Origin of the sequence: Burkholderia sp. MSMB1078WGS (assembly GCF_001528895.1) — a bacterium.
Lineage (GTDB): Bacteria > Pseudomonadota > Gammaproteobacteria > Burkholderiales > Burkholderiaceae > Burkholderia.
This window is the reverse complement of the sequence record NZ_LPDI01000039.1, coordinates 61,705-84,279: the sequence shown is the minus strand read 5'-3', so window position 1 is coordinate 84,279 and position 22,575 is coordinate 61,705. Positions and strand designations below refer to the sequence as shown.

24 protein-coding genes and 1 pseudogene are annotated in these 22,575 nt (G+C 64.1%); 11 read left to right on the top strand and 14 right to left on the bottom strand.

From position 1 onward, the window contains the following. Nucleotides 1-383 precede the first annotated feature (383 nt). The 8 genes from WT24_RS10595 to WT24_RS10565 all read right to left on the bottom strand — a co-directional run bounded on the left by WT24_RS10595 (nucleotide 384) and on the right by WT24_RS10565 (nucleotide 4,025). Entirely contained in the window at nucleotides 384-1,118 is a 735-nt protein-coding gene (locus WT24_RS10595; RefSeq protein ID WP_060033335.1) for an ABC transporter substrate-binding protein, read from the bottom strand. A gap of 364 nt (nucleotides 1,119-1,482) precedes the next feature. Then, nucleotides 1,483-1,689 (bottom strand): hypothetical protein, encoded by a 207-nt coding sequence (locus tag WT24_RS10590; protein ID WP_059500068.1) that lies wholly within the window; start codon nucleotides 1,687-1,689, stop codon nucleotides 1,483-1,485. An 11-nt stretch (nucleotides 1,690-1,700) separates the two neighbouring features. Then, entirely contained in the window at nucleotides 1,701-1,913 is a 213-nt protein-coding gene (rpsU, locus tag WT24_RS10585; protein WP_059500067.1) for a 30S ribosomal protein S21, read from the bottom strand. Nucleotides 1,914-1,946: 33 nt separating this feature from the next. Then, nucleotides 1,947-2,156, bottom strand: coding sequence for a hypothetical protein (locus WT24_RS10580; protein ID WP_059500066.1), 210 nt, complete (start codon nucleotides 2,154-2,156; stop codon nucleotides 1,947-1,949). A gap of 47 nt (nucleotides 2,157-2,203) precedes the next feature. Further along, a complete protein-coding gene (locus WT24_RS10575; protein WP_059500082.1) occupies nucleotides 2,204-2,488 on the bottom strand; it encodes a hypothetical protein in 285 nt (94 codons plus the stop codon). A gap of 399 nt (nucleotides 2,489-2,887) precedes the next feature. After that, nucleotides 2,888-3,043: a hypothetical protein gene (locus WT24_RS34860; protein ID WP_179949335.1), complete on the bottom strand. Its 156-nt coding sequence runs from the start codon at nucleotides 3,041-3,043 to the stop codon at nucleotides 2,888-2,890. A gap of 217 nt (nucleotides 3,044-3,260) precedes the next feature. Next, on the bottom strand, nucleotides 3,261-3,464 hold the full coding sequence (locus WT24_RS10570) for a cold-shock protein (protein WP_027786486.1): 204 nt from the start codon (nucleotides 3,462-3,464) through the stop codon (nucleotides 3,261-3,263). 276 nt (nucleotides 3,465-3,740) lie between these two features. Next, on the bottom strand, nucleotides 3,741-4,025 hold the full coding sequence (locus tag WT24_RS10565; protein WP_059500065.1) for a hypothetical protein: 285 nt from the start codon (nucleotides 4,023-4,025) through the stop codon (nucleotides 3,741-3,743). Nucleotides 4,026-4,491: 466 nt separating this feature from the next. Here WT24_RS10565 and WT24_RS10560 point away from each other — a divergent pair, with 466 nt between their 5' ends. The 3 genes and pseudogenes from WT24_RS10560 to WT24_RS32525 form a co-directional block, all read left to right on the top strand. After that, nucleotides 4,492-5,454, top strand: coding sequence for a chromate resistance protein ChrB domain-containing protein (locus WT24_RS10560; RefSeq protein ID WP_059793709.1), 963 nt, complete (start codon nucleotides 4,492-4,494; stop codon nucleotides 5,452-5,454). Between the two features lie 20 nt (nucleotides 5,455-5,474). After that, the gene (locus WT24_RS10555) at nucleotides 5,475-6,647 is read left to right on the top strand and encodes a chromate transporter (protein ID WP_060033364.1); all 1,173 of its coding nucleotides are present in this window, start codon (nucleotides 5,475-5,477) and stop codon (nucleotides 6,645-6,647) included. A gap of 14 nt (nucleotides 6,648-6,661) precedes the next feature. Then, nucleotides 6,662-6,736: pseudogene (locus WT24_RS32525) on the top strand (chromate resistance protein ChrB domain-containing protein); the annotation flags it as partial. A gap of 40 nt (nucleotides 6,737-6,776) precedes the next feature. Here WT24_RS32525 and WT24_RS10550 read toward each other — a convergent pair. Next, nucleotides 6,777-7,673, bottom strand: a complete 897-nt coding sequence (locus WT24_RS10550; protein WP_060033358.1) for an oxidoreductase — start codon at nucleotides 7,671-7,673, stop codon at nucleotides 6,777-6,779. Nucleotides 7,674-7,678: 5 nt separating this feature from the next. Further along, the gene (locus WT24_RS10545) at nucleotides 7,679-8,890 is read right to left on the bottom strand and encodes an MFS transporter (RefSeq protein ID WP_060033361.1); all 1,212 of its coding nucleotides are present in this window, start codon (nucleotides 8,888-8,890) and stop codon (nucleotides 7,679-7,681) included. A gap of 139 nt (nucleotides 8,891-9,029) precedes the next feature. Here WT24_RS10545 and gcvA point away from each other — a divergent pair, with 139 nt between their 5' ends. Continuing rightward, nucleotides 9,030-9,986: a transcriptional regulator GcvA gene (gene gcvA / locus WT24_RS10540; RefSeq protein WP_059780690.1), complete on the top strand. Its 957-nt coding sequence runs from the start codon at nucleotides 9,030-9,032 to the stop codon at nucleotides 9,984-9,986. 140 nt (nucleotides 9,987-10,126) lie between these two features. Here the strand turns inward: gcvA and WT24_RS10535 are convergent, their stop codons facing one another. The 3 genes from WT24_RS10535 to WT24_RS10530 form a co-directional block, all read right to left on the bottom strand. After that, complete coding sequence (locus WT24_RS10535) at nucleotides 10,127-11,293, bottom strand: porin (RefSeq protein ID WP_059500077.1); 1,167 nt, start codon at nucleotides 11,291-11,293, stop codon at nucleotides 10,127-10,129. Nucleotides 11,294-11,387: 94 nt separating this feature from the next. Continuing rightward, nucleotides 11,388-11,678 carry a hypothetical protein gene (locus tag WT24_RS34270; protein WP_156441779.1) on the bottom strand — a complete coding sequence of 97 codons (291 nt, stop codon included), beginning with the start codon at nucleotides 11,676-11,678 and terminating at the stop codon, nucleotides 11,388-11,390. Between the two features lie 620 nt (nucleotides 11,679-12,298). Then, entirely contained in the window at nucleotides 12,299-12,763 is a 465-nt protein-coding gene (locus tag WT24_RS10530; protein ID WP_060033333.1) for a GNAT family N-acetyltransferase, read from the bottom strand. Between the two features lie 147 nt (nucleotides 12,764-12,910). Between WT24_RS10530 and WT24_RS10525 the strand changes: the two genes are divergently transcribed. From WT24_RS10525 to WT24_RS10500, 6 genes are all read left to right on the top strand, one after another. Then, entirely contained in the window at nucleotides 12,911-13,573 is a 663-nt protein-coding gene (locus WT24_RS10525) for a GntR family transcriptional regulator (protein ID WP_059500063.1), read from the top strand. After that, nucleotides 13,557-14,795: a dicarboxylate/amino acid:cation symporter gene (locus WT24_RS10520; protein WP_082741947.1), complete on the top strand. Its 1,239-nt coding sequence runs from the start codon at nucleotides 13,557-13,559 to the stop codon at nucleotides 14,793-14,795. The genes WT24_RS10525 and WT24_RS10520 overlap by 17 nt, the downstream gene beginning before the upstream one ends. Before the next feature lie 169 nt (nucleotides 14,796-14,964). Continuing rightward, the gene (locus WT24_RS10515; RefSeq protein WP_059500061.1) at nucleotides 14,965-15,369 is read left to right on the top strand and encodes a hypothetical protein; all 405 of its coding nucleotides are present in this window, start codon (nucleotides 14,965-14,967) and stop codon (nucleotides 15,367-15,369) included. 396 nt (nucleotides 15,370-15,765) lie between these two features. Then, nucleotides 15,766-16,215, top strand: coding sequence for a GNAT family N-acetyltransferase (locus WT24_RS10510; RefSeq protein WP_060033355.1), 450 nt, complete (start codon nucleotides 15,766-15,768; stop codon nucleotides 16,213-16,215). Nucleotides 16,216-16,336: 121 nt separating this feature from the next. Continuing rightward, nucleotides 16,337-17,749 carry an HD domain-containing phosphohydrolase gene (locus WT24_RS10505; RefSeq protein ID WP_060033330.1) on the top strand — a complete coding sequence of 471 codons (1,413 nt, stop codon included), beginning with the start codon at nucleotides 16,337-16,339 and terminating at the stop codon, nucleotides 17,747-17,749. A gap of 84 nt (nucleotides 17,750-17,833) precedes the next feature. Next, nucleotides 17,834-19,603: a histidine kinase gene (locus WT24_RS10500; protein ID WP_060033326.1), complete on the top strand. Its 1,770-nt coding sequence runs from the start codon at nucleotides 17,834-17,836 to the stop codon at nucleotides 19,601-19,603. Nucleotides 19,604-19,637: 34 nt separating this feature from the next. Here the strand turns inward: WT24_RS10500 and WT24_RS10495 are convergent, their stop codons facing one another. Continuing rightward, nucleotides 19,638-20,744, bottom strand: coding sequence for an alpha/beta fold hydrolase (locus tag WT24_RS10495; protein WP_060033352.1), 1,107 nt, complete (start codon nucleotides 20,742-20,744; stop codon nucleotides 19,638-19,640). 420 nt (nucleotides 20,745-21,164) lie between these two features. Here WT24_RS10495 and WT24_RS10490 point away from each other — a divergent pair, with 420 nt between their 5' ends. Further along, a complete protein-coding gene (locus tag WT24_RS10490) occupies nucleotides 21,165-22,286 on the top strand; it encodes a sensor histidine kinase (protein ID WP_060033323.1) in 1,122 nt (373 codons plus the stop codon). Nucleotides 22,287-22,575: the final 289 nt, after the last annotated feature.

The window sequence follows — 22,575 nt, the reverse complement described above, 5'->3', positions numbered from 1 at the left end:
ATTTTTCCGATTCGGCGATAGGGTCCGCTGCCGTTGTGACAATGAGCGGCCTCAAATGTCGGCGGATTTTCGCACAAGGGTAAGGGTTTGTCATGCGACGACAGACGTTTGATCGTCGCTGCGGCAAGGCGCTCGACGATCGCAGGCTTGTGATCGATGGAAGCGGACCGATCCGCTTGTTCGGGCCAATCGTCGACGCGCGACGGCGCGCCGCGTCGATCAATTAGTCGGTACGACGGCCTGGTCGACGAACGCTGCCGGCCGGTCAACGAGACGACGATTCGCCGGGTGCGTGACTCGACGCTGTTCGGGTATCGGGCGATGGTGTACGCCCGAGTTGTCGTCGGGTCGGGGGCGCATGCCGCGGAGCCCGCAGTTTCCGATCAGGCGGCCGGCGCGACCGATGCGCCCGTGATGCCGTGCCGGCGCAGCGAATCGGCGACGAAGCCCGACGCCTTCATTTCCTCGACGAATGCGTTCAGCTCGGCGGCGGCCGCGTCGCCGCGACTCTTCGGCACGCCCATCGCCTGCCGGATCACCATGAAGCGCTCGTCGAGCAGGCGCAGGCCGGGCGTTTTCGCGGCGTCGGCCTCGAGCTGCTGCTTCACGCCGGCCGCCACTTCCAGTTGCTGCTCGACGAACGTCGACACGACGGCCTGCGACGTCGGGGCGCGCACGATCTGCGCGGCTTTCAGTTCGCGGGTGAGGAACAGGTCGTACGCGCTGCCCTTGCCGACGGCCACGCGGTTGTGCGGCTGGTCGACGTCCGCGTTGGTGCGGATCGGCGACGCGTCCGGCACGAGATAGAAGCCTTCGATCAGCACATACGGCGCGGTGAACGCGACGGTTTCGCCGCGCAGCGGATCGACCGCGAAGAAGCCGAAATCGGCGCGCTCTTCGGTCAGCGCCTGCACCGATTTGCCTGCGGCGTCGAATACCACGAGTTCCAGGTCGGCCGACAGGCGCTCGGCGAATGCACGGGCGAGGTCGATCGAGACGCCGAACGGTTCGCCCGTTGCCGGGTCGCGGTTAGCGAGGATCGGGTTGCCGAGGTTGATCGATGCGCGGAGCTTGCCGGTGGGAGTGAAGGCGGAGACGATAGCGGGAGCGATGGACATGAGCGGACTCGCGGGAGGCGTAGGGTCATAGGGGGACGGGCTGCGCGACAGCGCGTCGATGCCGAGCTTATCACCCGGAGCGGTTCCGCGAATGCGGCGCAATCGGCCGAGCGGGCCGATTTCGCGATCTGAAGCGAGGCGTGGCCTATCCAGACGCGGTCGCGCCACTCGCATTTCGCGCGATGGATGACCCGCCACGCTTGCAGCGATTCGACGAGCTGGAACGGTGAAAGCCACTCGCGCGTCTGCCTGCGGGTGACGAGTTGCATGACAACGAGGAAGTAGCGCAAATCTACGTACCTGGTCCGGCCTCGCATGGTCCGTCTTGTGATCGTCGATACTCGCGGTTGCGCCGGGTGTCGGCTCACCCCTGAACGCTGAGCGCCTTCTCGATCGCGGCAATCAGTTTGAGCGCATCGCTGCGCCCGATCAGCAATCCGCGGCTGGTGTACTCGCACCCGAATGCATAGAAGCTCGGCAGCAGCGTCACCATGTCGCTCCGATGATCGAAATCGACTTCGCATTTCGTCAGGGGGAAGAACGGAGGCGCCTCGGCCGGCATGTTGTGCACGACGTTCTCCCCTAGTACATTTTTCGGGGCGGCAACATGCGCTTCGCCCTCGAGCGCTGCCGGGAAACGGCGCTGGCCTTCTTCCGCTTGCGCTCCGTCGTGGGCTTCTCGTAGCCGGTGCGGCTGCGCAACTCGCGGATCAACCCGGTTTTCTCGACACCGCGCCGGAATCGTCGCAGCGCGACATCGATCGGTTCGTCGAGCTTCAGCGTAATTGTCGTCATGTAGATCCTGTCGGAAAAGGTTTGAACGGAAAGCTAGCCGAGCCGTGTCATGACGGCGCTTGCTATCTCGTCGGATTCGAATTCCGAATATCCTGCGCCGATCGATAACGCACGTACCGCCATGAACATGTGCAGCTCCGGTTGGTGGCACATCGCTGAATCGGCGATTCCGGCGGGGATGACGGTGTCGAGCCGGGTGACTTCATGTCGTCCGATCATGCCGAGCAGTTCGTCGATGATCATTTCGCTCTCCAAAATGCAGAAAAATGGTGCTGTACCGACGAGCCGCTTCAGCGCGGGCTGGCAAAGAACCCCTGCTTGTCGCGATTGTCGTCGATGATGTTCTCGGCGAAGCGCACCGACGCGCGACGGGCGTCGCCGGCGTTGTCGAATGGGGATGCGTCGCCCAGTCTGAAAGTCTGGCTCTGCGTCAGCGTATCGGTGGTGCCGCGAAGGCAAATCTTGACTGCCGCGTCGAACCCGGCATCGTAGTTATGCGGGCAGCCATTCAGCGCCGGCACATGAGGGTAGATCAGCGGATAAATCTCGAATCCACGGTAGACGTGCATGCTCATGAGAAACTCCTGGCGTTCGGCCATGACGAGTCGCATGGGCGAACACATCCGGCCAGTATTCCCGTTGCGGGGCGGGCCAGTGGGTGAAGGGAACAACGTTGCAGCGCGAAGGAGGGGCGATGCAGCAAGCGGGCGGGTGGAGGGGCGAACGGTCAAAGGACGATTGATCGCTCGGATGCACCCATCATACGCGCATCGTTTGTCGAACGTCCAATTTATTCCGGTTGGTGCAAGCACGCACCGGCACATGGTGCGACGGGTGGGTGGCCGGACTGCGGACACGCTGCCGGCGCGTGCATTCCGATCCGTACGCCGCGGCCGTCACGCCGTTTTCCGGTGTCGCGCGGAATCTTCGGCCGGGGAGTACTTCATCGAGTGCGTTGCCCGGTTTCGCGTGCACTATTGCGCAGCAAGCGGGCGTTTCTTCGCGCGCGATTTCGCGACGGCGGGCGGTTGGGGCGGCACCCAGTTCAAGGCGGTGCCCAGCTTCGGCAGGGTCATGGCTTGCTTGGCACGCGGAGGCACCTTGTTGCCGCGAGGCTGGTTTCGGGTCATGCGGGTTCTCCTGCTGCGCCGCTTGCGCGGTTCGGTGAGCGCGACGCGCGCCGATCGCGCTCGCGCGATTGAACGTGCGCGCGGCGATCGATGCCCGGATGCGAAGCGGACGGCCGCGCCTGGCCTGCGTCGAGTCGCATTGCCTGCGACGGAAGGCGTGGCATGCGAAGCGGCAGCGATGTGCCGCTCGGTGAACGGGGCCGAGACGGTTCGGCGATTACAGCGGGGTGATGTTCGATGCCTGCAGGCCTTTGGGGCCGTTCTTCGTTTCGAAGCTGACTTTCTGACCTTCCGCGAGGGTCTTGAAGCCGTCGCTGCGAATCTCGGAGAAGTGGGCGAACAGATCGTCGCCGCCCTTGTCGGGGGTGATGAAGCCGAAGCCTTTGCTGTCGTTGAACCACTTGACGGTACCGGTATCCATGTTAGATATCCTGAAAAATGAACGAGCGAATATGCCCAGAATGGACGAGGAAAAAATAATCAAGGAGGGAGAGGACAACGAATACCGCAGGCTGCGGTCGATGATGAGCAGCAATCGCGCTTCTTGAATACTTCCGCGGCCGACAGTACGCGTCGTCCGGAGATGTGTCAAGCGCTTTCGGCCCCGGGGGGCGGAATGCGTGACGCTTCTTCGTCGGCGCCGAGCGCTTGCCGGCATGCACGTCGCGCCGCGCGATGCGCGGTCACGGCGACGGCGTCAGAGCGTCGTCAGCAAATGCAGCTGACGTTCGGTTTCGTTTCCCGCGACCAACGAAAAGAACCCGGTCTCGCGACGTTCGACTATCGTGAGCCCCTCGTTGTCGGAGAAGACGTTCCATGCGCTGCCGTCGACATGTGCGATCGCTCCGCGCGTGCGCGCGAATGCCAGCAATAGCGGGCTCGCCTGACGGCGGAGCACCTGGCGATCCGAATTCAACACATAGGGCGGCCAGCCGGCCCGAAGGACGAGATAGTAAGGAATGGAGCCGGGATCGATTGTCATTGGACGGTATCGTGTGCGAGCTGCGTTTGCCGTCCGGTTGCGTTCGGAACGGTGTCGGGGAAAGCGTGCGATGAATCGGCGGGAGTTCGCCGTGGCGTGCTTACAGTGTATGCGTTGAACCGCTCGATTCGCAGGATATCGTAACGTCGTCCCGCGACGTCGATCACCCATTCGGTTTCGATAGGGGTTGCGGGCCGGCGACGCGGCGATCGGCCGTCAGTTGGCGCGCACTCGATGAAGGCGCGATGCGCACTGTCCGATGTCGTCGCGCGCGGCTTCGGCGTTCACGTGATACCGGATGTTCCGTCCATTTCGTCGATATGTCGATCCGGATGGCGCGGGCGTCGTTGACGGTCGTTATTTTTGCTTTCCCGCTTCACGCGTCGAGTGGAACTGCATGCTGCCGGAACTTTGTAGCGACATCTACTGAATTGCAGTGTTCGTGACGGGCAATTATGCTGCCCTCATGAATCCCGTCCCGACTTCCTGGCTCCTGTTGATCGTCAGCCTGCCGACCACCGGCGCGACTGCCCGCATGCGTATCTGGCGGACCGTCAAGGCGCTCGGCTGCGGCGCGCTCCGGGATGGGGCATACCTGTTGCCGGCGCAGGCCGAGCAGGCGGTGCAGTTGCGTGACCTGGCCGACGACGCGCGTCACAGCGGCGGGCACGCGTGGTTGCTGGATGTCCGCGCGGACGACCCGGCGGACGAAAGCGCGTACAAGTCGCTGTTCGATCGCGCGGAAGATTACGCAGACTGGCTCGCCGAGCTTTCGGAGGCCCGCAGGACGCTGCCCGATCTGGCGGTAGCCGATCTCAATCGCCTGCAACGCCGCCACGCTCGCACGTACGAGGCCATTCGAAGCATCGATTTCTTTCCCGGCGAAACCTCGCTGCGCGCGCATGCGCAATGGCGGGATTTCACTGCCGCGGTCGAAGCGTTGCGCTCTCCCGGCGAGCCGCATGCCGCTCAACGCGGCATCCCGCGTCGCGACCCTGCGCAATATCAGGGCCGGTTGTGGGCGACGCGTCGTCACCTGTGGGTGGATCGCGTCGCCAGCGCGTGGCTGATTCGGCGTTTCATCGATCCGCATGCGCGCTTCGTGTGGCTGGAAAACCTCGCCGATTGTCCGGCCGATGCGCTCGGATTCGATTTCGACGGCGCCCCGTTCACGCATGTGGGCGATCGCGTGTCGTTCGAGGTGCTGGTCGCGAGCTTCGGGCTCGGCGACGACGACGGACTCGTCCGATTGGGGGCCATGGTGCATGCGCTGGATGTAGGGGGCGCCGCCGTGCCGGAGGCCGGCGGATTCGAGGCCATCCTCGCGGGTGCCCGCAAGCGCCTTGCCGACGACGATGCGTTGCTGATCGAGATCGGTGCCGTACTCGATTCGTTGTACGTACATTTCCGTGGCAATCGAAACCCTTGACCTTGCTGCTCGCCCGCAACATGAATACACATCGAGACCGCCCGGCCTATACGCTGTGGCAACTGATCCTGTACTTCGCGTGGCTCGGCGCGACGGGCTTCGGCGGGCCGGTTGCGCTCGCCGGCTACATGCATCGGGATCTCGTCGACACGCGACAATGGATCGCGGACGCGGACTACAAGGAAGGCCTGGCGCTCGCGCAACTCGCTCCGGGCCCGCTTGCCGCGCAACTGGCGATCTATCTCGGCTACGTGCACTACCGTATCGTGGGCGCCACGATGGTCGGGATCGCGTTCGTGCTGCCGTCGTTTCTGATGGTGGTGCTGCTGGGCTACGCATATACGCGATTTGGCGGGCTGACGTGGATGCAGTCGGTGTTCTACGGCGTAGGCGCGGCGGTGATCGGCATCATCGCGATCAGCGCGCGCAAACTGACCGCGAAGAGCATCGGTCGCGACAAGCTGCTGTGGGCGATCTATCTCGTACTGGTTGCCGTGACGGTGATCACCGAATCGGAAGAGGCGTGGCTGTTTCTCGCGGCGGGCCTGCTCGTCTGGTTCGCGCGCTCGCCGCCGAGGTGGCTACGCCAGCGGCGCGTCAATGCGGCCATGGCGTTGCCCGTTTCCGCCACCGGTGCGTGGCTCGGTATCGGCGCTTGGCCGCAGCTCGCGCAACTCGCCGCCTTCTTCGCGAAGGCCGGCGCCTTCGTATTCGGCTCGGGGCTCGCGATCGTGCCGTTCCTCTATGGCGGCGTGGTCACCGAGCACCATTGGCTCGACGAGAAGCAGTTCGTCGACGCCGTGGCGGTCGCGATGATCACGCCGGGCCCGGTCGTCATCACGGTCGGCTTCATCGGTTATCTGGTGGCGGGGTTGCCTGGCGCGTGCGTGGCGGCAGCCGGCACGTTCCTGCCGTGCTATCTGTTCACGGTGTTGCCTGCCCCGTACTTCAAGAAGTACGGCCGGCTGCCGGCGATTCTGGCCTTCGTCGACGGCGTAACCGCCGCGGCCGTCGGCGCGATCACGGGGTCGGTGATCGTGCTGGCCCGACGTTCGATCGTCGATGTGCCCACCGCCTTGATGGCGCTCGCGACGATCGTGCTGCTGGTCAGGTTCAAGAAGCTGTCGGAGCCGGTGATCGTCGGCGCGGCCGCCGTGATGGGCCTGATCGTGTACCCGCTGTTGCATCACTGATCGCGGAGGCCGCCATGCAATGGATCACGCGACAACGTCCGAAAATCGACAGGGTTGCTTGTCCCTGGCTCATTGCCCGCTTTATCGACTCACGCTGGTCGGCCGGATAGAGCATTCCTCGCTATTCGCTCAGCCCGGCCCGTCGCTGGCGGCCGCGAGAAGCGGCACGACCAGATCGCTGATCGGCGTCGGAATTCCATGAGCTCGGCCGCATCGCTGCACGACGCCATTTCGGCAGTCCCATTCGAGCGGGCGGTTGTCCTGCCGGTCGGCAAGAATCGACGTACCCAAATCGGGCGGAAAGCCATGGAATCCGTCGACGATCTCCTGCGGCACGTCATCGCCCAGCTTCGCGCCCTCCGCACGCGCGACCTCGAGACATTCTCGCAAGTAGGTGAGCGACAGGTCGGTGATGTCGCTTCGCGAGAACATGCCGGCGCGGCGGCCGGTCAGCACCATGAGCCCCGCCACTGCGTTCTGCAAAAGCTTTCGCCACGCGAGCGAGATGAAATCCGCCGCGACCTCGGGCGAGCATCGCGTGCCGCGCAAAGCCGACACCACCACGTTGCTCGCCGGCGTATCGGGCAGGGTGAGCCGAGGCTTGCCCCGCAGCCACACCGATGCATCCGGTTCGCGCTGCGCCGGAAACCAGACGACCGATGGCACGACCTCGGCGCCGGCCGCATGCGGTGCGAACGCGGCTTTTTGCTCGACCCCGTTCTGCAGTACGCAGACGACGGTATTCGCATCGCATAGCGCGGCGAGCCAGGGTGCCGCGCTTGCTACCTGCGTCGACTTGACCGCGACGAACACGACGTCGACCCTTTTCTCGACCGCTTGCGGATCGGTCAGCACGGGCCCGGGCACGACGATCTCGCCGCCATCGAAGCGCAACTTCAGTTGCGCGTGCGCCGAGCGGCCGCAGATCACCGGCGTGCGGCCGGCTTCATGAAGGGCCGCGGCGACGGTCGTTCCGATTGCGCCCGGACCGACGAGGGCGACGCTCGGGTAGTCAGACTTCGTCATGGTGTTCATCCTGTCGAGTGATTTGTCAGATGCGGGCGCAGTGCGAGGGCGAGCGGAAAAATCGCCAGCGCGGTCAACGCGGTCGCATACGTGGCGCCGTGCACACCGATCCTGTCGCCCAGGAAACCGTAGAGAACCGGAGATATCGCGCCCGACGCGATCGTCCCAGTATAGAAAATCGCGAATGCGCGCTCGGTGCGCTCGGGCGCAGACATTTCCGGGACGGTTCCGTACAGCACCGACGAAGTGCCGTTGAGCATCATGCCAAGGATCGGCAGCAGCACCATGGTGAGCGTCAACGGAAGATACATCGTCGCGACGATGCACACAGCCGTACCGCCCTCCGTGAGCAGAACCGTCCTCACCATTCCCATGCGCGCACCGAGCCAGCCGCACATGAATTTGCCGGCCGCACCCCCGATGAAAACGAGTGCAAGGGCCGTTCCCAGCAGGTGAGGCGAGACGCCTTTTGCCTGGAGCAGGAAAGGCAGAAAGGTAAGCAGTCCCATGCGTACGGCCGTATCGAGCACGCCGATGGAAAACAGCGCGGCGAATCCGCTTCTCCCCGTGCCGCCGCGTCGAGCGGATGCAGGCTCTTTTGCAGGCGCCGTTGCAGCGCCGCGCGGCACGGCGGGAAACCAGAGCGCGATGACGGCGGCCACGGCGCAGCCGAGTCCGGCGACGATCCAGAGCGCGTGACGCCACGACATCATCGTGACGAGCAGCGAAATGACGGCCGGCAGTGCCGATTTCCCCAGATCGCCGGAAAAGTTGTAGATGCTCAGTGGGCCTCTCGCGTCGCGCCCGTAGATGCGGGAGACGGCGCCCGATGCGATCGGATGCTGCGTGCTGGAGCCGCCGCCCGAAATCGCCAGCGCGACGCCCAGGCCGAGCAGGCCACCCGACAGGCCCGCGATCGCATAGCCGAGCGCGGCGAGCAGCGTACCGACTGCGAGCGTCGCGCGGCTGCCCAGGCGTTGTGCGAGACGTCCGGCGGACAACTGCAGCGTCGCCATCGTGCCGGCATAGACGCCGCGCAAGATAGCCAGGGCTGCAAAGTCGAGCCCGAATTCCGACTGCCACACGGGTAGCAACGCGTAGATCATGTCCGTATAGCCGTCGTGCATTGCATGGGCAATGCAGGACAGCCACAGCACGCGCGGCCGCGATGGTGACGTCTCCCGCACGACGGGAGGGGAAAAAACCGGCAAGCGCATCGTCATTCTCTCCGGACGAGCGGTGGATGGAAGCCTGCTCGTGGTCTGGTTTTCAGGTTCGACGTGCAAATTTTATGATCGGGATGCCAGCCGTTTCAATTGAGCTAAAATCCCGTCGACAGAGAGAAAAAGTCACGTCATGAACGAAAATCGAGGTGCCGCCAAGCATCGGGACGAGTTGCCCCCGCTCAATGCGTTGCGCGCTTTCGACGCGGTTGCGCGGCACGGCAGCTTCGCGGGTGCCGCGGCGGAGCTGCACGTTACCCATTGGGCCGTCGGAAAACAGATCAGGTTGCTGGAGGACTGGTTCGGCCTGCCGTTGTTCGATCGGCGCCCGCGTGGCGTCGTGCTGACCGACGAAGGGGCCGCGTTGCTGAACGACGTCAGCCACGCGTTCGAGCGCCTCGGTACCGCGGTCGTGCGGCTGCGCCACAACCCGTTCGCGCACCGGATATCGGGTGTCGTGCGGGTGAACGTGCCGATGAGCTTTGCGCTTTGCTGGCTGTTGCCGCGGCTCGCCGATTTCCATTCGCGGTATCCCGACATCGACGTCAGGGTGTCGACGACATCGCGCAAGCTGCGCTATGTCGCCGACGCTTTCGATATCGGTGTCCGCTCCGGGCCGGAGCAAGGCGCGGGCGTCGTGTCGCGCCCATTGATGCCCGACCTGCGCGTACCGGCCTGCAATCCCGCATTGCTGCGCCAGCATCCGATACAGAGCGCGACCGACCTGCGCCATCACACGCTGCTGCATTCGGCCACGACGCGCTCTGCCTGGTCGCACTGGTTGAAGGAAGCGGGTGCTTCCGATCTGCGAGCCGCGCGCCATGTCGAATTCGATCACGTGAATCTTCAGCTTGGCGCGGCCGTCGAGGGGCTCGGCGTGGCGCTGGCGTCGCTGCCGCTGATCGCGCGCGATCTTGCCGAGGGGCGCCTCGTGTGTCCTATCGCATCGCCTGTATGGCGCGCCGACGACTACATGCTGGTGACGAACGCCGATCGCGCCGACGATGCGGCCGTGTCCGCGTTCGATGCGTGGATGGAAGGCATGGCGAATCAGGAGGGGGCCAGGCTCGCGGATCAGAGCGGGCGGTGATGCTGCGCCGCGAGCAAACGCAGTCCAATGGTTTATTTGGATTCCCGATGATGAGATTGAAAACCGGGCATCGGTTTTACCAAAGGAAGCGTGCTTCGCCGGAGTAGTGCGGCCACTACTCCGGACTGGCGGATCGGCGATCAGAAGCCGTGGAACATGCCGATGTTGACCTGAACCTGGTTGCCGCCCGACGAGGTGTTGCCAAAGTCGGCAGCCGAAGCCTGCGCGCCCTTGGCATGGACGTAGGCGCCCATCGCGTACAGCGCGGTACTCTTCGACAGCGAGTACGTCGCACCCAGCGACACCTGGTTGATCGAGGCCATCGTGCGGCCTTCGGCCGCTTGCGTGGGCGTGGCCGCGGAACCGTATACATACGTGTAACCCGTCGCCAGCGACAGCGCCGGCGTGACCCGGTACTGCAGGAGCGCACCCAGCACGTTGAAGTGGATCGACGGCTGGCCGTCGTTGCCCTGGTACTGAGCGTTCGAGTAGCGCAAGCCCGCCGTGTACGGCCCCACCTGGTATTGGGCGGCGATTTGTGCGATGCCCGCACTCTTGAACGCATTGCCGCCGTTGTAGCCCGAACTCGGATAGCCGAGCGCACCACCGAAACTCGGTTGAGCGGTTGCGTTCAACCATCCGTTCTCGCCCTGGTTGGCCGCGTGAAAGTAGCCGCCGGCAACCGTCAGGCCGCCTTGAGCGTAGGTCGCGGCCGCCGACCACGATTGACCCGAGCCCATCGCACCGGCAACGCCGCCGAACGAGTACGCGCCTTCAGCCTGGAAGCCGTGGATGATCGGCGAGATGTACTTCACCGCATTGTTCTGGTTCGTCGTGTTGTCGTTGTTGTCGACGTCGCCCGGCGTCGAGAACGTCGACGCCGAAATGGCGTCGCCCGTCAGGACCTGGACCATTTCCGTCACGGCATCGAGCTGGCGACCCATGCGCAGCGCGCCATACTGATCGGATGCGAGACCCACGTAGGCCTGGCGGTTGAACAGCGAACGCGTGGAACCGATGGGCCCTTGGCCACCGATGCCGCCTGTCGCGATGTTGAAACCATTCTCGATCTTGAATACCGCCTGGAGGCCGCCCCCAAGGTCCTCTTGCCCCCTGAGGCCCCACTTGTTCGAACCCGCGGCGCCGCCGTCGAGGCCGAACCGGCTGTGGCCGTTGATGTTCGACGTATAGCCGATACCGGCATCGAGCATGCCATACAACGTGATCGACGACTGGGCCATGGCTGCCGAAGATGCTGCGAAGGCGGCAACGGCGATGACGCTGATGTTGATTTTCTTGTTTTTCATCTGCATTTCACGGTCAGGTGTGGTTTCGGGATGGATTGAAACGGCTTTTGTCGTATTCACGGCTTGCACGTCGTCTCGGTCGTGAAAGCCGGCGTCATGTTCGCCAAAGCGGCATATCGAGTTCGATCATTTCGTGATCCTTACAAATTTGTGTGGGGAAGCGCCGCACTGCTCGACCGTCGAACTCCATGCTCGCGTCATACTTGCGAGCGAGGTCGGCGGCGGCGAAACCAGAGGCTGCTCCACCTGCGACAAAAGACGAGCTGGGAATATCGGCGATCCTTGCGGACTGACCAAGCGTCCGGTTCAGCCACTGGCGACGTGCGCCAATCGTTTCGCCGAGCGTCAATAAGACGTGGTCACACTTTGCAAGTGGAAAAACCATATCAGGAACATAAATTCCCGTCAAAATTTGTTTGATATAAGTTAATCTCGTTTGATGACCTGGCGCCTTACGGAGTTTCCCTTATAAGGGTCGGCACGAGAGCGAAGTGTTATCGAGTTGCGCGCCGTCACGCTGATGATGTCGGCGACCGCAAGCGAATGCGAGCGAGGGGGCGATAGCGGGCTGCAAGAGCTCGCCACTGAGAGCAACGATCTCGGAAAGGAAAGTACCGGTCGGCAGTTCGTGGTGACGACTGCGCAACACCAGTCAAATTCGATCGTTGGACCAGCGGAGAGCCGCCGCCGAAAATGGGTCGCCAAGGTTCGTCCTTGGTCATCGTTCCATTTTCTCCCGGATTGCAATAATCGAAACGGAAAAGGCGATTGTCGAGTACCCGTCCGTATTGGCCGGAAACGCGCGAGACGAGCGGATGGCGCTACCGTTCGGCGGTGCGCTGAAGGAGGCGGGCGTTGCGACAGCCGTCGTCGCACGCGATCTCGATTTTCGCGCGGGCGAATGGGCTAATGAGAACGCTGGGCGAATCGGTATTTCCGGGCCGGTAGCCCAACGCCCGGTATCGCCCCCCGGTGGCGGCGATCGAACTTCGATCGCAGATGAAATCAGCCCGCGATTTGGCGTTGCATTAGATAGAATTTCATGTCGTCGCGGCCATGCATTGAAATCGGTATCGGATCGCGTTCAAAGCCGAGCATTTCGTAGAATGGGTATGCCGATTCGCGCGCCGTACACCAGAGCAGGGTGCCGCGCTGTTCGCGAACATGGCGAATGGACAGATTGACCAGCAGGCGTCCGAATCCCAGGCCGCGTACCGACGGATGGACGGCCATGCCGCGAAGGCGCCACGCGTCAGCGTTCGAAACGCCGGATTGTCCTTCCTTACACACCGATGCCACGGCAACGATATTGTCGTTGTCACGAACGGCAAAATGCATGGTCGTTGGAGCATGGTCCCCGTCTAGAGCGCTTCCCTCTTCATCCCCGGCCATCAAGACTGCGGCTCTGAGGGGATAGGTTTCTTCCGCACGGACGGCACAGATAGTAAAGCGCACTTCTTGTGAAGTCATATAATTATCGGCTCTCTTCGTGACGCAGATTTTCTTCCAATTCTCTTTCGGCACACCCACTCGCAAAATTAGCAGTTGCCGGGCACGCCCAGTAAGGGTAATTTCCTATCAGTTTCTTTTTGAATCATACGCTAACTGCGATCACAGATGACGTCGAAAGTCTCGACAGATGCAGAACTGGCCTACGACGAGATTCGATCGAGGATCTTCGACGGCCGTCTTGCGCCTGGGCAGAAAGTATCCCACCGAGGCCTGTCGGACGAACTGGGTTTCGGCCAAATGCCGGTGCGCAGCGCATTGCATTTGCTCGAGTCCGAAGGGCTGGTCGTCGTGATCGAAAAGAGCGGCACTTATGTCGCGTCGCCGACTACCAGCGATCTGCGCGAAATTTTTGAAATGCGGTTGGCCCTGGAGAGTACCGCAGCGTTTCTCGCAGCGAGATCGGGAGTCACGGCGGGCCTTCGCGACGCGGCGGAAAAAATGCGGAAACTGGTCGACCGGGATGTTTCGGACATCATGCTCGAGCAGCGTATCGGTTGGGTGTTTCATCAAGAGTTGTTTGCTGCCGCACGGAACGTGCGAATCTCATCGGCGTATGGTCTATTGCGGGCCCAGACCTTGGCCTTGAACGAACTCCCGCGCGGCGACGCTGAAACCGTTCGGCGCGGCACGATCGAGCACCTGCACATCTTTCACGCAATCGAAGCGAACGACGGCGAGCTTGCGCGTCAGCATATGTGGAATCACATCGTTGACGGTACGCCGGCACGGATAAAACTGCTAAAGGCGCGGCATGAACACGAAAAATAAAGGGCTTTCTCTTCCGATGCAAATGCTTGGCGGCCTCGTCCTGGGCGTCGCCTGCGGCGTGTTTGCGCCGGGCTTTGCCGCGAAGCTGGGTTTTCTGAGCACGATGTTCGGCCACGCGATCAAGATGGTCGTCATGCCGTTGATCTTCCTGTCGGTCACGGTCGGGGTCTTTCGTGCGGGCAGGCTTCGCGAGCGGCTTGGCAAGGTCGCACTGTTCAGCATCGGCTTCTTCGTCTGCATGACGGGCTTGGCTGCATCGTTCGGGCTGCTGCTCAACTTCGTGTTTCGACCGGGTCTCGGGGCGAGCATGACGCACTCCGGATCGATGCCCGCGGCGCTCGCGTCCAGCATCGACTGGACGAAATTTCTCGTCGATTTGATCCCCGCCAACATCGTCGCCGCGCTTTCCGCCGGGAATTCTCTCCCGGTGCTCGTGTTCGGCGTCATTTTCGGCGCGGCATTGTCGGCCGCCCCGGAGCGGGCCGAGCCTGCGATCGCCGTTTTCGAGGCGCTGCTGTCGGGCCTGTTCAAGATGATCCAGTGGGTGATCGCATGGTCGCCGCTCGCGATCTTCGCCGCGATCGCGCAGTTGTTGTCGGCCAAGGGCTTTGCGGGCGCGCATTCGCTCATCGAGCTTCTGGGCGTGGCCTATCTCGGCATGGCGGTTCTGGCGGTGGTACTCACCATCGTCATTCGCGTCGCCGGTCAGTCGCCGCTTGCCGTGCTCAGGAAGGTGAGGGAACCGCTGATCCTTGGTTTCACGACGCGTTCGTCCGAAATTACCTATCCGCTGCACCTGAAGAAGCTGGTTGAACTGGGCGTGCCTTACGGCGTGGCGTCCACGATTCTGCCTCTGGCCTATATTTTCAATCGCGACGGCGCGGTGCTCTATACGGCCCTCGCGGTCGGCTACCTGGCCGACGCCTATCACCTTGCCTGGTCCTGGCCGCTGGTGATCACGATTTTGATCCTGACGATCGTCACCATCGATGGAGCGGCCAATGTGCCCTCTGGGGCGATCGTGGCCATCACCATCGTCCTCACGTCGATCGGCTTGCCGGCAGATGCGGTGCTGCTGCTGTTGGGCGTCGACGCCTTTTTCGATATGGGAAGAACCGCCCTGAACGTCTACGGAAGCACGGCGGCAGCGGCTGTTGCGGTGAGGCTTTCCGGTTCGGACAGCATGGCTGCAGAAACCGTGACTGGTCAGGCAAGTGTGTAGGCGCTTCGAAACCGCCGGCCGCCGCGCGTTTCGGCGTTGTGCGCGCCCAGTGCGAGGAGCTGGCGTGCGGCCACTCGGGCATCCGGGCGCGGCGCGGAGACCGGGTTGGATGAACGAGCGTATCGATCAAGTGGTAGTTGGTAGAGCAACGTATCATTGCAGGAGAAACATGATGGTTGGTTCGGAATCCGCAGATTTTTTCATGCTGCGTTTAGGCACGCCGCATCCGTCGTGGATATTCACCGATGACAGCAACATGATCGGCATTGTCGATTGCGACGGGGTGATGAGCGCCACGTTCGAGCTGGATCGCAGCCAGGTCGCACGGATTCGAGGATTGGGTCGATCGGTGGAGAGAATCAAGTGTACGTGCGAGCGCGCCGGCCGGGAGCTGCACTTTTATCTCCATGGCAGACGGATGTCTCAGGGCGTGTGGGCCGGAGTCGCGTCGGCCGATCCCGACTATCTGCCGACCGACGCGATGATCGCAACATGGGAAGTGCCGAAGCCCGTCGATGCGTTCAGGTTGACGGACGTCGGTGCAGACATGATCGCTTCGGTTAGCCCAGCCTGAACTGCGATCACAGTTTGGGCGCGGGCTCGAGCCGGAACGTCCCGATCGGCGTGACCGAACGTTCGACATGCCCGTCTGTCTGCACGCGTACATCGTCTGATGCATGTGGTCCTGGCACACTCAACCTCGGATCGCCAGGACCGATTTGCTGGCCAGTTCATCGGCCAGCGCTTTTTATTCATTGAGCCGGTTGAATCGGTTCGCTTGCCTCGCGCCCTCCGATCAGGAGAGGCGCGCGGCGCTGAGGTCTCCTTCGAGCGAAGCCGCCGCGAGTCGGCACGCGAGCGCAACGCATCAAGCCACCCGGAGGAGATCGCATCATCCTCGATGCCCGGGTGGCGCCGCACCGCCAAGCCGAGTGCTCGCCTTCCCATGCATCCCGCCAGCCTGATTGCCATGACCCCGACCTTCGCCCCCGTCACGCACGCCGACGCCGAAACCCTCGTCGCGATCCGCATTGCCGCGATGCGCGACAGCCTCGAACGCATCGGCCGTTTCGATCCGCAGCGTGCGCGCGACCGGTTTCTCGTGTCGTTCGATCCGGCGCTCTGCCGTTTCATCGAGATCGACCATTCGCGTGCGGGCTTCTATACGCTTCGCCCGATGACGGATCACTGGCTGCTCGACCACCTGTACATCGTGCCCGCGCACCAGGGGAGGGGCATCGGCGCCGCCGTGCTGCGCGAGATCCTTGCCGAAGCCGACGAACACCGGATGCCCGTTCGCGTCGGCGCATTGCGCGGCAGCGACTCGAACCGCTTCTACGAACGGCACGGCTTCGTGCGAACCGGCGAAGCGGAGTGGGACATCTACTACCGGCGCGAACCCGGCGCGTCGACGACATAGCATTCGCGCGATGCATTCCGGTTGAAATCGACACACGCACATTAGCGTTTCCACCCATGTGGAAAATGCGGAGCCGGCCGATGTTGCAGAGAGGGCGTAAATAATTGATCCGAGGCCGACTATGACGACATCTGCAACAAACGACGTGAATGCCGTGCCGTCCGAAACGTCCGACAGCGCAGCGGCATCGGGCGAGGCGGCCCGCGTACCGTCGATCCTGCTGGTCGACGACGAACCGAACGTGCTGTCGGCGCTCAGGCGCGTGTTCCGGCCCACCGGCTACGACATCGTGACCGCCGACAGCGGCGAGGCCGCGCTCGCGATCCTGGCGTCGACCGAAATCGACCTGATCGTGTCAGACATGCGGATGCCGCACATGAGCGGCGCGGAATTCCTGGCGCGCGCGCGGGGGCTGTACCCGGACACGATGCGCATTTTGCTGACCGGCTATGCGGAGATCGCGTCGGTCATGCAGGCCGTCAACGAAGGCGGCGTGTATCGCTACCTGAACAAGCCGTGGGACGATCACGACCTGCTGTTGACCATCGAGCAGGCGCTGGAGCAGCGCCGTCTGCGTCGCGAAGCGGCCCGGCTGGCGGCGCTGACGGAGGCGCAGAACGAAGCGCTGCGCCGTTTCAATACGGACCTCGAAACGCAGGTGCGCGCGCGCACCGAAGAGCTTGGCCAGACGGTAATGTTTCTCGAGGCGGCGCAAAGCGACCTGAAAAGCAGTTTCACGGCGATGGTCCAGGTGTGCGCGAGCATGATCGAGCTGCGCTGCGGGGCCGCGAGCGGGCATGCGATGCGGGTCGGCGAGATCGCGCGACGGCTCGCGCTGGCGGCCGGGATGAGCGAACTGCACGCGCAGGACGTCTATTTCGCGGGGCTGTTGCACGGCATCGGCAAGCTGTCGCTGCCGGACGAATTGCTGCACAAGCCGCTCACGCGGATGACGACGGACGAGCACCGCATGTTTCAGGAGCATCCGTTGCGTGCGCAGATGGTGCTCACGCCGGTCGCGCAGTTGCACAAGGTCGCGTCGATCGTGTTGCACCAGTACGAGCGCTTCAACGGCCGTGGCACACCGGACGGCCTGGTCGGCGACGCGATCCCGATCGGGTCGCGGATCGTCGCGATCGCGCGCGATTTCGAAGGGCTGCGCAACGGCGAAATCGGTGTGCCGCATTCGATCGAACAGGCGATCGACGTGTTGCGCTCGCAGGCGAACGTGCGTTACGACCCGCAACTGGTTGCGCGCTTCATCGAGTTGATGCGGGATCCGGCGAGTCTCGGCATCGCGGCGTCCGTCGCGGAAATCCGGTCGGCTCAATTGCGCGAGGGGATGCAGCTCGCCGACGATCTGCGCACGCATCGCGGCGTGCTGTTGATGACGAAAGGCAGCGTGATGTCCGCGCACCAGATCGAGCTCGTGCGCCGCTTCGAGATGCGCGAGGGCACGCCGTTCGACATTCTCGTGCTGGCCCGTCCGGCCGGGCAGGCGCACGCACCCGGCGCCGGCGCGCCGCCGGCCTGACGCCGAAACGCCGGCCCGATGGCCGCGGTGCGCGCGACCGCCCGCGCCGCGGCGATGCATTCAACCCGTTCCGGGCGTCCGATCATGCATGGCATCTACAACGTTTCGCTCGTCCTGCTGTCGCTCGCGATCGCGACGCTTGCGTCCTATACGACGCTCGACCTCGCCGCGTTCATCTCGCTGCTCGACAATCCGAAGCTCAAGCGCGCATGGCTCGGTGGCGGCGCGGCGGCGATGGGCACCGGAATCTGGTCGATGCATTTCGTCGGCATGCTCGCGTTTTCGCTGCCGGTGCCGCTCGGCTATGCATGGCAGGAAACCGGCGCGTCGCTGGCGATCGCGGTGCTCGTATCGTATTTCGCGCTGAACGTCGTCACGCGCGCACGGCTGGCCTGGTGGCGCCTGTGCGCGGGCGGCGTGCTGATGGGCGGCGGGATCGCCGGCATGCATTACACGGGGATGGCCGCGATGCACATGCAGCCCGGCATTCGCTACAATGCCGCGCTGTTCGCCGCGTCGATCGGCATCGCGGTGATCGCGTCGACGGCTGCACTGTGGATCGCGCAGGCGTTGCGCATGCAGCAGGCGCGCCATGCGACCGCGCAGCGCATCGGCGCGGCCGTCGTCATGGGCATCGCGATTACCGGCATGCACTACACGGCGATGGCGGCTGCGCATTTCGCGCCGGATGCACGGTGCGGCGCCGCGAACGGGGTCGATGCGCCGTGGCTCGCGACGACGGTCGCGTTGTTTACGATGGCGACGCTGGTCGTCACGCTGCTGGTGTGCCGTTTCGATGCGCGCACAACTTTTCTGCGCGGGATGACCGACACGCTCGAACGGCTCGTGCGGGTGAGAACCAGCGAACTCGAACGCGCGCTGCATAGCTACGAGCAGACGACACGGATGCTGCAACGCACGCGCGAGAACATGGCGGCCGAGATCGACGAACGCAAGGCCGCGCACGCGCTGCTCGAACAGGAGAAAGACGAACAGCGGCGTTTGCTGCATGCGCTCGAGGAAACGCACGACCAGTTGCTGCAGTCGGAAAAGCTCGCGTCGATCGGCCAGCTCGCGGCCGGCGTCGCGCACGAGGTCAATAATCCGATCGGCTTCGTCAGCGCGAACCTCAATACGTTGAAGACATGGGTGCGCAGCCTGCTCGACGTGGTCGCGGCACATGAAGCCGTGCTGCCGCAGCTCGACCCCGCCACCCGCGACGCGTTGGCGGCCGTGCGCCGCGCGGCGGATCTCGACTATGTCCGGGACGAGATCGCGCTGTTGATCGACGAGTCGATCGACGGCGCGCTACGCGTGCGGCGCATCGTGCAGGACCTGCGCGATTTCTCGCGTCCGGCCAGCGACGAATGGAGCGTGGTCGATCTCCATGCGGGCCTCGAGAGCACGCTCAACGTCGTCCACAACGAACTCAAGTACAAGGCCGACATCGTGCGCGATTACGGCGATGTCCCGCACGTCGAATGCCTGCCGTCGCAGTTGAACCAGGTTTTCATGAACCTGCTGGTCAACGCGGCGCAAGCGATTCCGGAGCGCGGCGTGATCACGATCCGCACGTCGAGCGACGGCGATCAGGTGTCGATCGCGATCAGCGATACCGGCGTCGGCATGACGCCCGACGTCGCGCGGCGGATCTTCGATCCGTTCTTCACCACGAAGCCGGTCGGGCAGGGCACGGGGCTCGGACTGTCGGTATCGCACGGCATCGTCGAGCGTCATCGCGGCACCATCGACGTGACCAGCGAGCCGGGGCGCGGCACGACCTTCCGGATACGGTTGCCGGTTCGACGCGCCGGCGACCGCACGCACGCGGCAGCGCAGGAGCAACGGGCGTGACGACATGACGGCGAGCGGTCGCGGGCGTCGTGTGTCATGCCGATCGCTTGCGGCGCTGACGACGAAAGAAATGCCAGAACATCGCGGTCGCGTCCGGCCCCGTGGCGGAATGGAACGGCTCGTCCGGATCTCCGCCGCTCCATGCATGCCGCAGCCCGCGAACGATACACACCCTGACGACCAGCCGTCCACGCTTCAGATAATCGATGTAGTCCGCCTCGTCCTGCGCGTAGCGGCGTTGCTCGCCGACGCGGATCGCGCCGTGTTCGTCGACGAGCCGGTTGAGTCGCGCGAACGCGATGCCGAGCTGCGTCGCATTGCGGTCGGTCACGACCGTATCGAGCGCGCCGTGGACGACGAGCGCCGGCATGCCGGGATAGGACGCGACGTCGGTGCACGCGTCGAGCACATGGATCGGATCGTCGCGGATGCCGCGACGCATCAGGCTCATCGCGGCCATCGTCGACGACGGCGGCGCGATCGCCGGGCCCGAGTGCAGGCCGACCGCCGCGAAGCGGTCGGGATACCGTATCGCCAGCGCCGCGGCGAGCCCGGCGCCCGCGGACATGCCGGCCACGTAGATCCGGTCGCGATCGAAGCCGTGTCGCCGCACGATGGCGTCGACCAGCGACGCGACGGCCGCGGCTTCGGACTGGGTCGCGTCGCCATGCCAGTGCCAGCAGCGATGCGCATGGGCCGTCTTGGCCTGCTCGGGAAACAGCACGGCGAACCCGGACCGCTCCGCGAGACGGCACATGCGCGTGCCTGCGGCGAACGATTCGGCGGTCTGCTTGCAGCCGTGCAGCATGACGACGGCCGGCATGCCCGCGGTTGCCGCCGGGGCGACGGGGAGATACAGCGCGTACGCCAGATGGTTCACGAGCCGGCCGGCGCTCGGACCGGCGGAATGAAACGAGCGGAGCCAAGTGCCGGGCGGCCGGGCCGACGGGGCGCGCGCGGCGCCGGTCCGTCTGGCGGTACGGACGGTGGAGGCGGGCTTGGCGGTCCGCGGGGCGGCCTTTTTGGTCGCCTTCTTGACGGCCGGCCGCGACCTGCCGACCGACTTCTTCGGGCGCGCACCGGTCGCGATGGCAAACAGGTCGAGAGGCCGCAACCAGAGGCTTGGTTTTTTCCTGGGCATGTGCAGTTTCGTGCCGGCGGCCGGCCGTGGCAGGAAAATGTGGCCGAATCCGGCGTCGGGATGAAGGTAGAGCGAGCGCGGCGCAAGGTTCGTACTGCCGGTGCCGCGGCAATCGAACGGCGCCGCACCGACTGTCTCGGCCATGCTAGCCGCCCGACGTGACGTGCGTGCGAATCGAAGGTCGCTTCGGCCCTGTCGCGACCGTCAATTCAGCAGCATATCGTTCAAAGGTGCCGAATGCCGCGCCCGGCGGTCGACGGTGGCCGGCGGGCGCGGTCGATCGAAGCCGCCGCTCGACGCTCTCCGCCCGCGCGGGCGGAAACGACGACGGCGATCGAATCGCCGGCTGACGCCGATATTCACGTAATATCGTGCGGTTCGACTGCAGTGTCCATCGTTCATTCCGTTGTGAGGGGCGACATGCGGCTTGCTGATTTCATCGTACGGAACATGGAACCAATCCTGGTGCAGTGGGAAGCGTTCGCCGCCACCCTGCTACCGGCCGCGCGGAACATGAACTCGATCGGGCTACGCGATCACGCGCGTGAGATTCTGACCGCCGTCGCCAAGGACATCGCGACGCCGCAAACGAGGGAAGCGCAACGTCAAAAATCGCTGGGGCACGCACCCGAGCCAGTGAATGCCGGAGAGACGGCCGCCCAGACTCATGCCGCCCTGCGCGCCCGGCGGGGCTTCAACATCAACCAGTTGGCAGCCGAGTATCGGGCGCTGCGCGCCAGCGTGCTGCGCCTGTGGATCGACGAGTGTCGGCCGAGCGCGCCCCATCTGGACGACGTGATTCGCTTCAACGAGGCGATCGATCAGGCGCTGGCGGAATCCGTCGCCTTTTTTACCGAAGAGATCGAGCAGGCTCGCAACTTGCTCCTCGGCATGCTGGGCCACGACATGCGCACGCCGCTGCAGACGATCCAGGTCACGGCGTCGTATCTCGCGGCGCTCAATGCAGGTGAGGAGGTATCGGAAGCAGCCGCGCGCCTGATCAGAAGCGGTGCCCGCATGCACGGCCTTCTCGACGATCTCTGCGATTTCAATCGAACCCAGCTCGGACTGGGCATCAACGTCGTTCCCCGCAAGATCGATCTCGCGCACGTGCTCGTCAACGTGGTGGACGAATTGCGGGCAGGTCATCCCGATCGCGAAATTACGCTCGATATGAGCGGCGATCTGCGAGGTGATTGGGACGATCAGCGAATGCAGCAACTGCTGAGTAATCTGGTGAGCAATGCCGTCAAGTACGGCGCGGCCGGGACACCGGTGCGGGTGATGGCCGAGGCGGGCGGCGCGGAGGTGCTCATCGAGATCGGCAATAACGGCCCGGCCATCGATCGGCTCACGCTGGACCGCATCTTCGATCCGCTTCAGCGCGGCGCGGATCGTTCGGACAGAACGGGTGACGATACCGGCCTGGGACTCGGCTTGTTCATCGCCAACGAAATTGCCAAGGCGCATCGCGGCCGGATCGACGCGCGGTCCGATCAGACGGAAACCGTATTCGCGGTGCGGCTGCCGAGAGGTGTGTGAGGCGGGGAGCGGGGGCCGGGGATGCGTTGGCTTTGCGCGAGTCCGCTCGGAGGCTCGCGGGATGGTGTTGCTGCATCGCTTGGGGCGGAGGTTGCGGCAGTTTGCTGCTGGTGGGCTCGAGTGATCGCGAAAAGTTGCTTTAGCCGATGAGTTCGCAGTGGCCCGCATGCGATCGCTCGAGGTTCGCCAGCCGGCTTGCGGTCGGGGATGGCGATAGGCGTTACCGGCCAGAAGCGGTCAGTCGGCCTTTATATGAAAACCGTCGATAATGTTTCGTAGCAACGGTAGT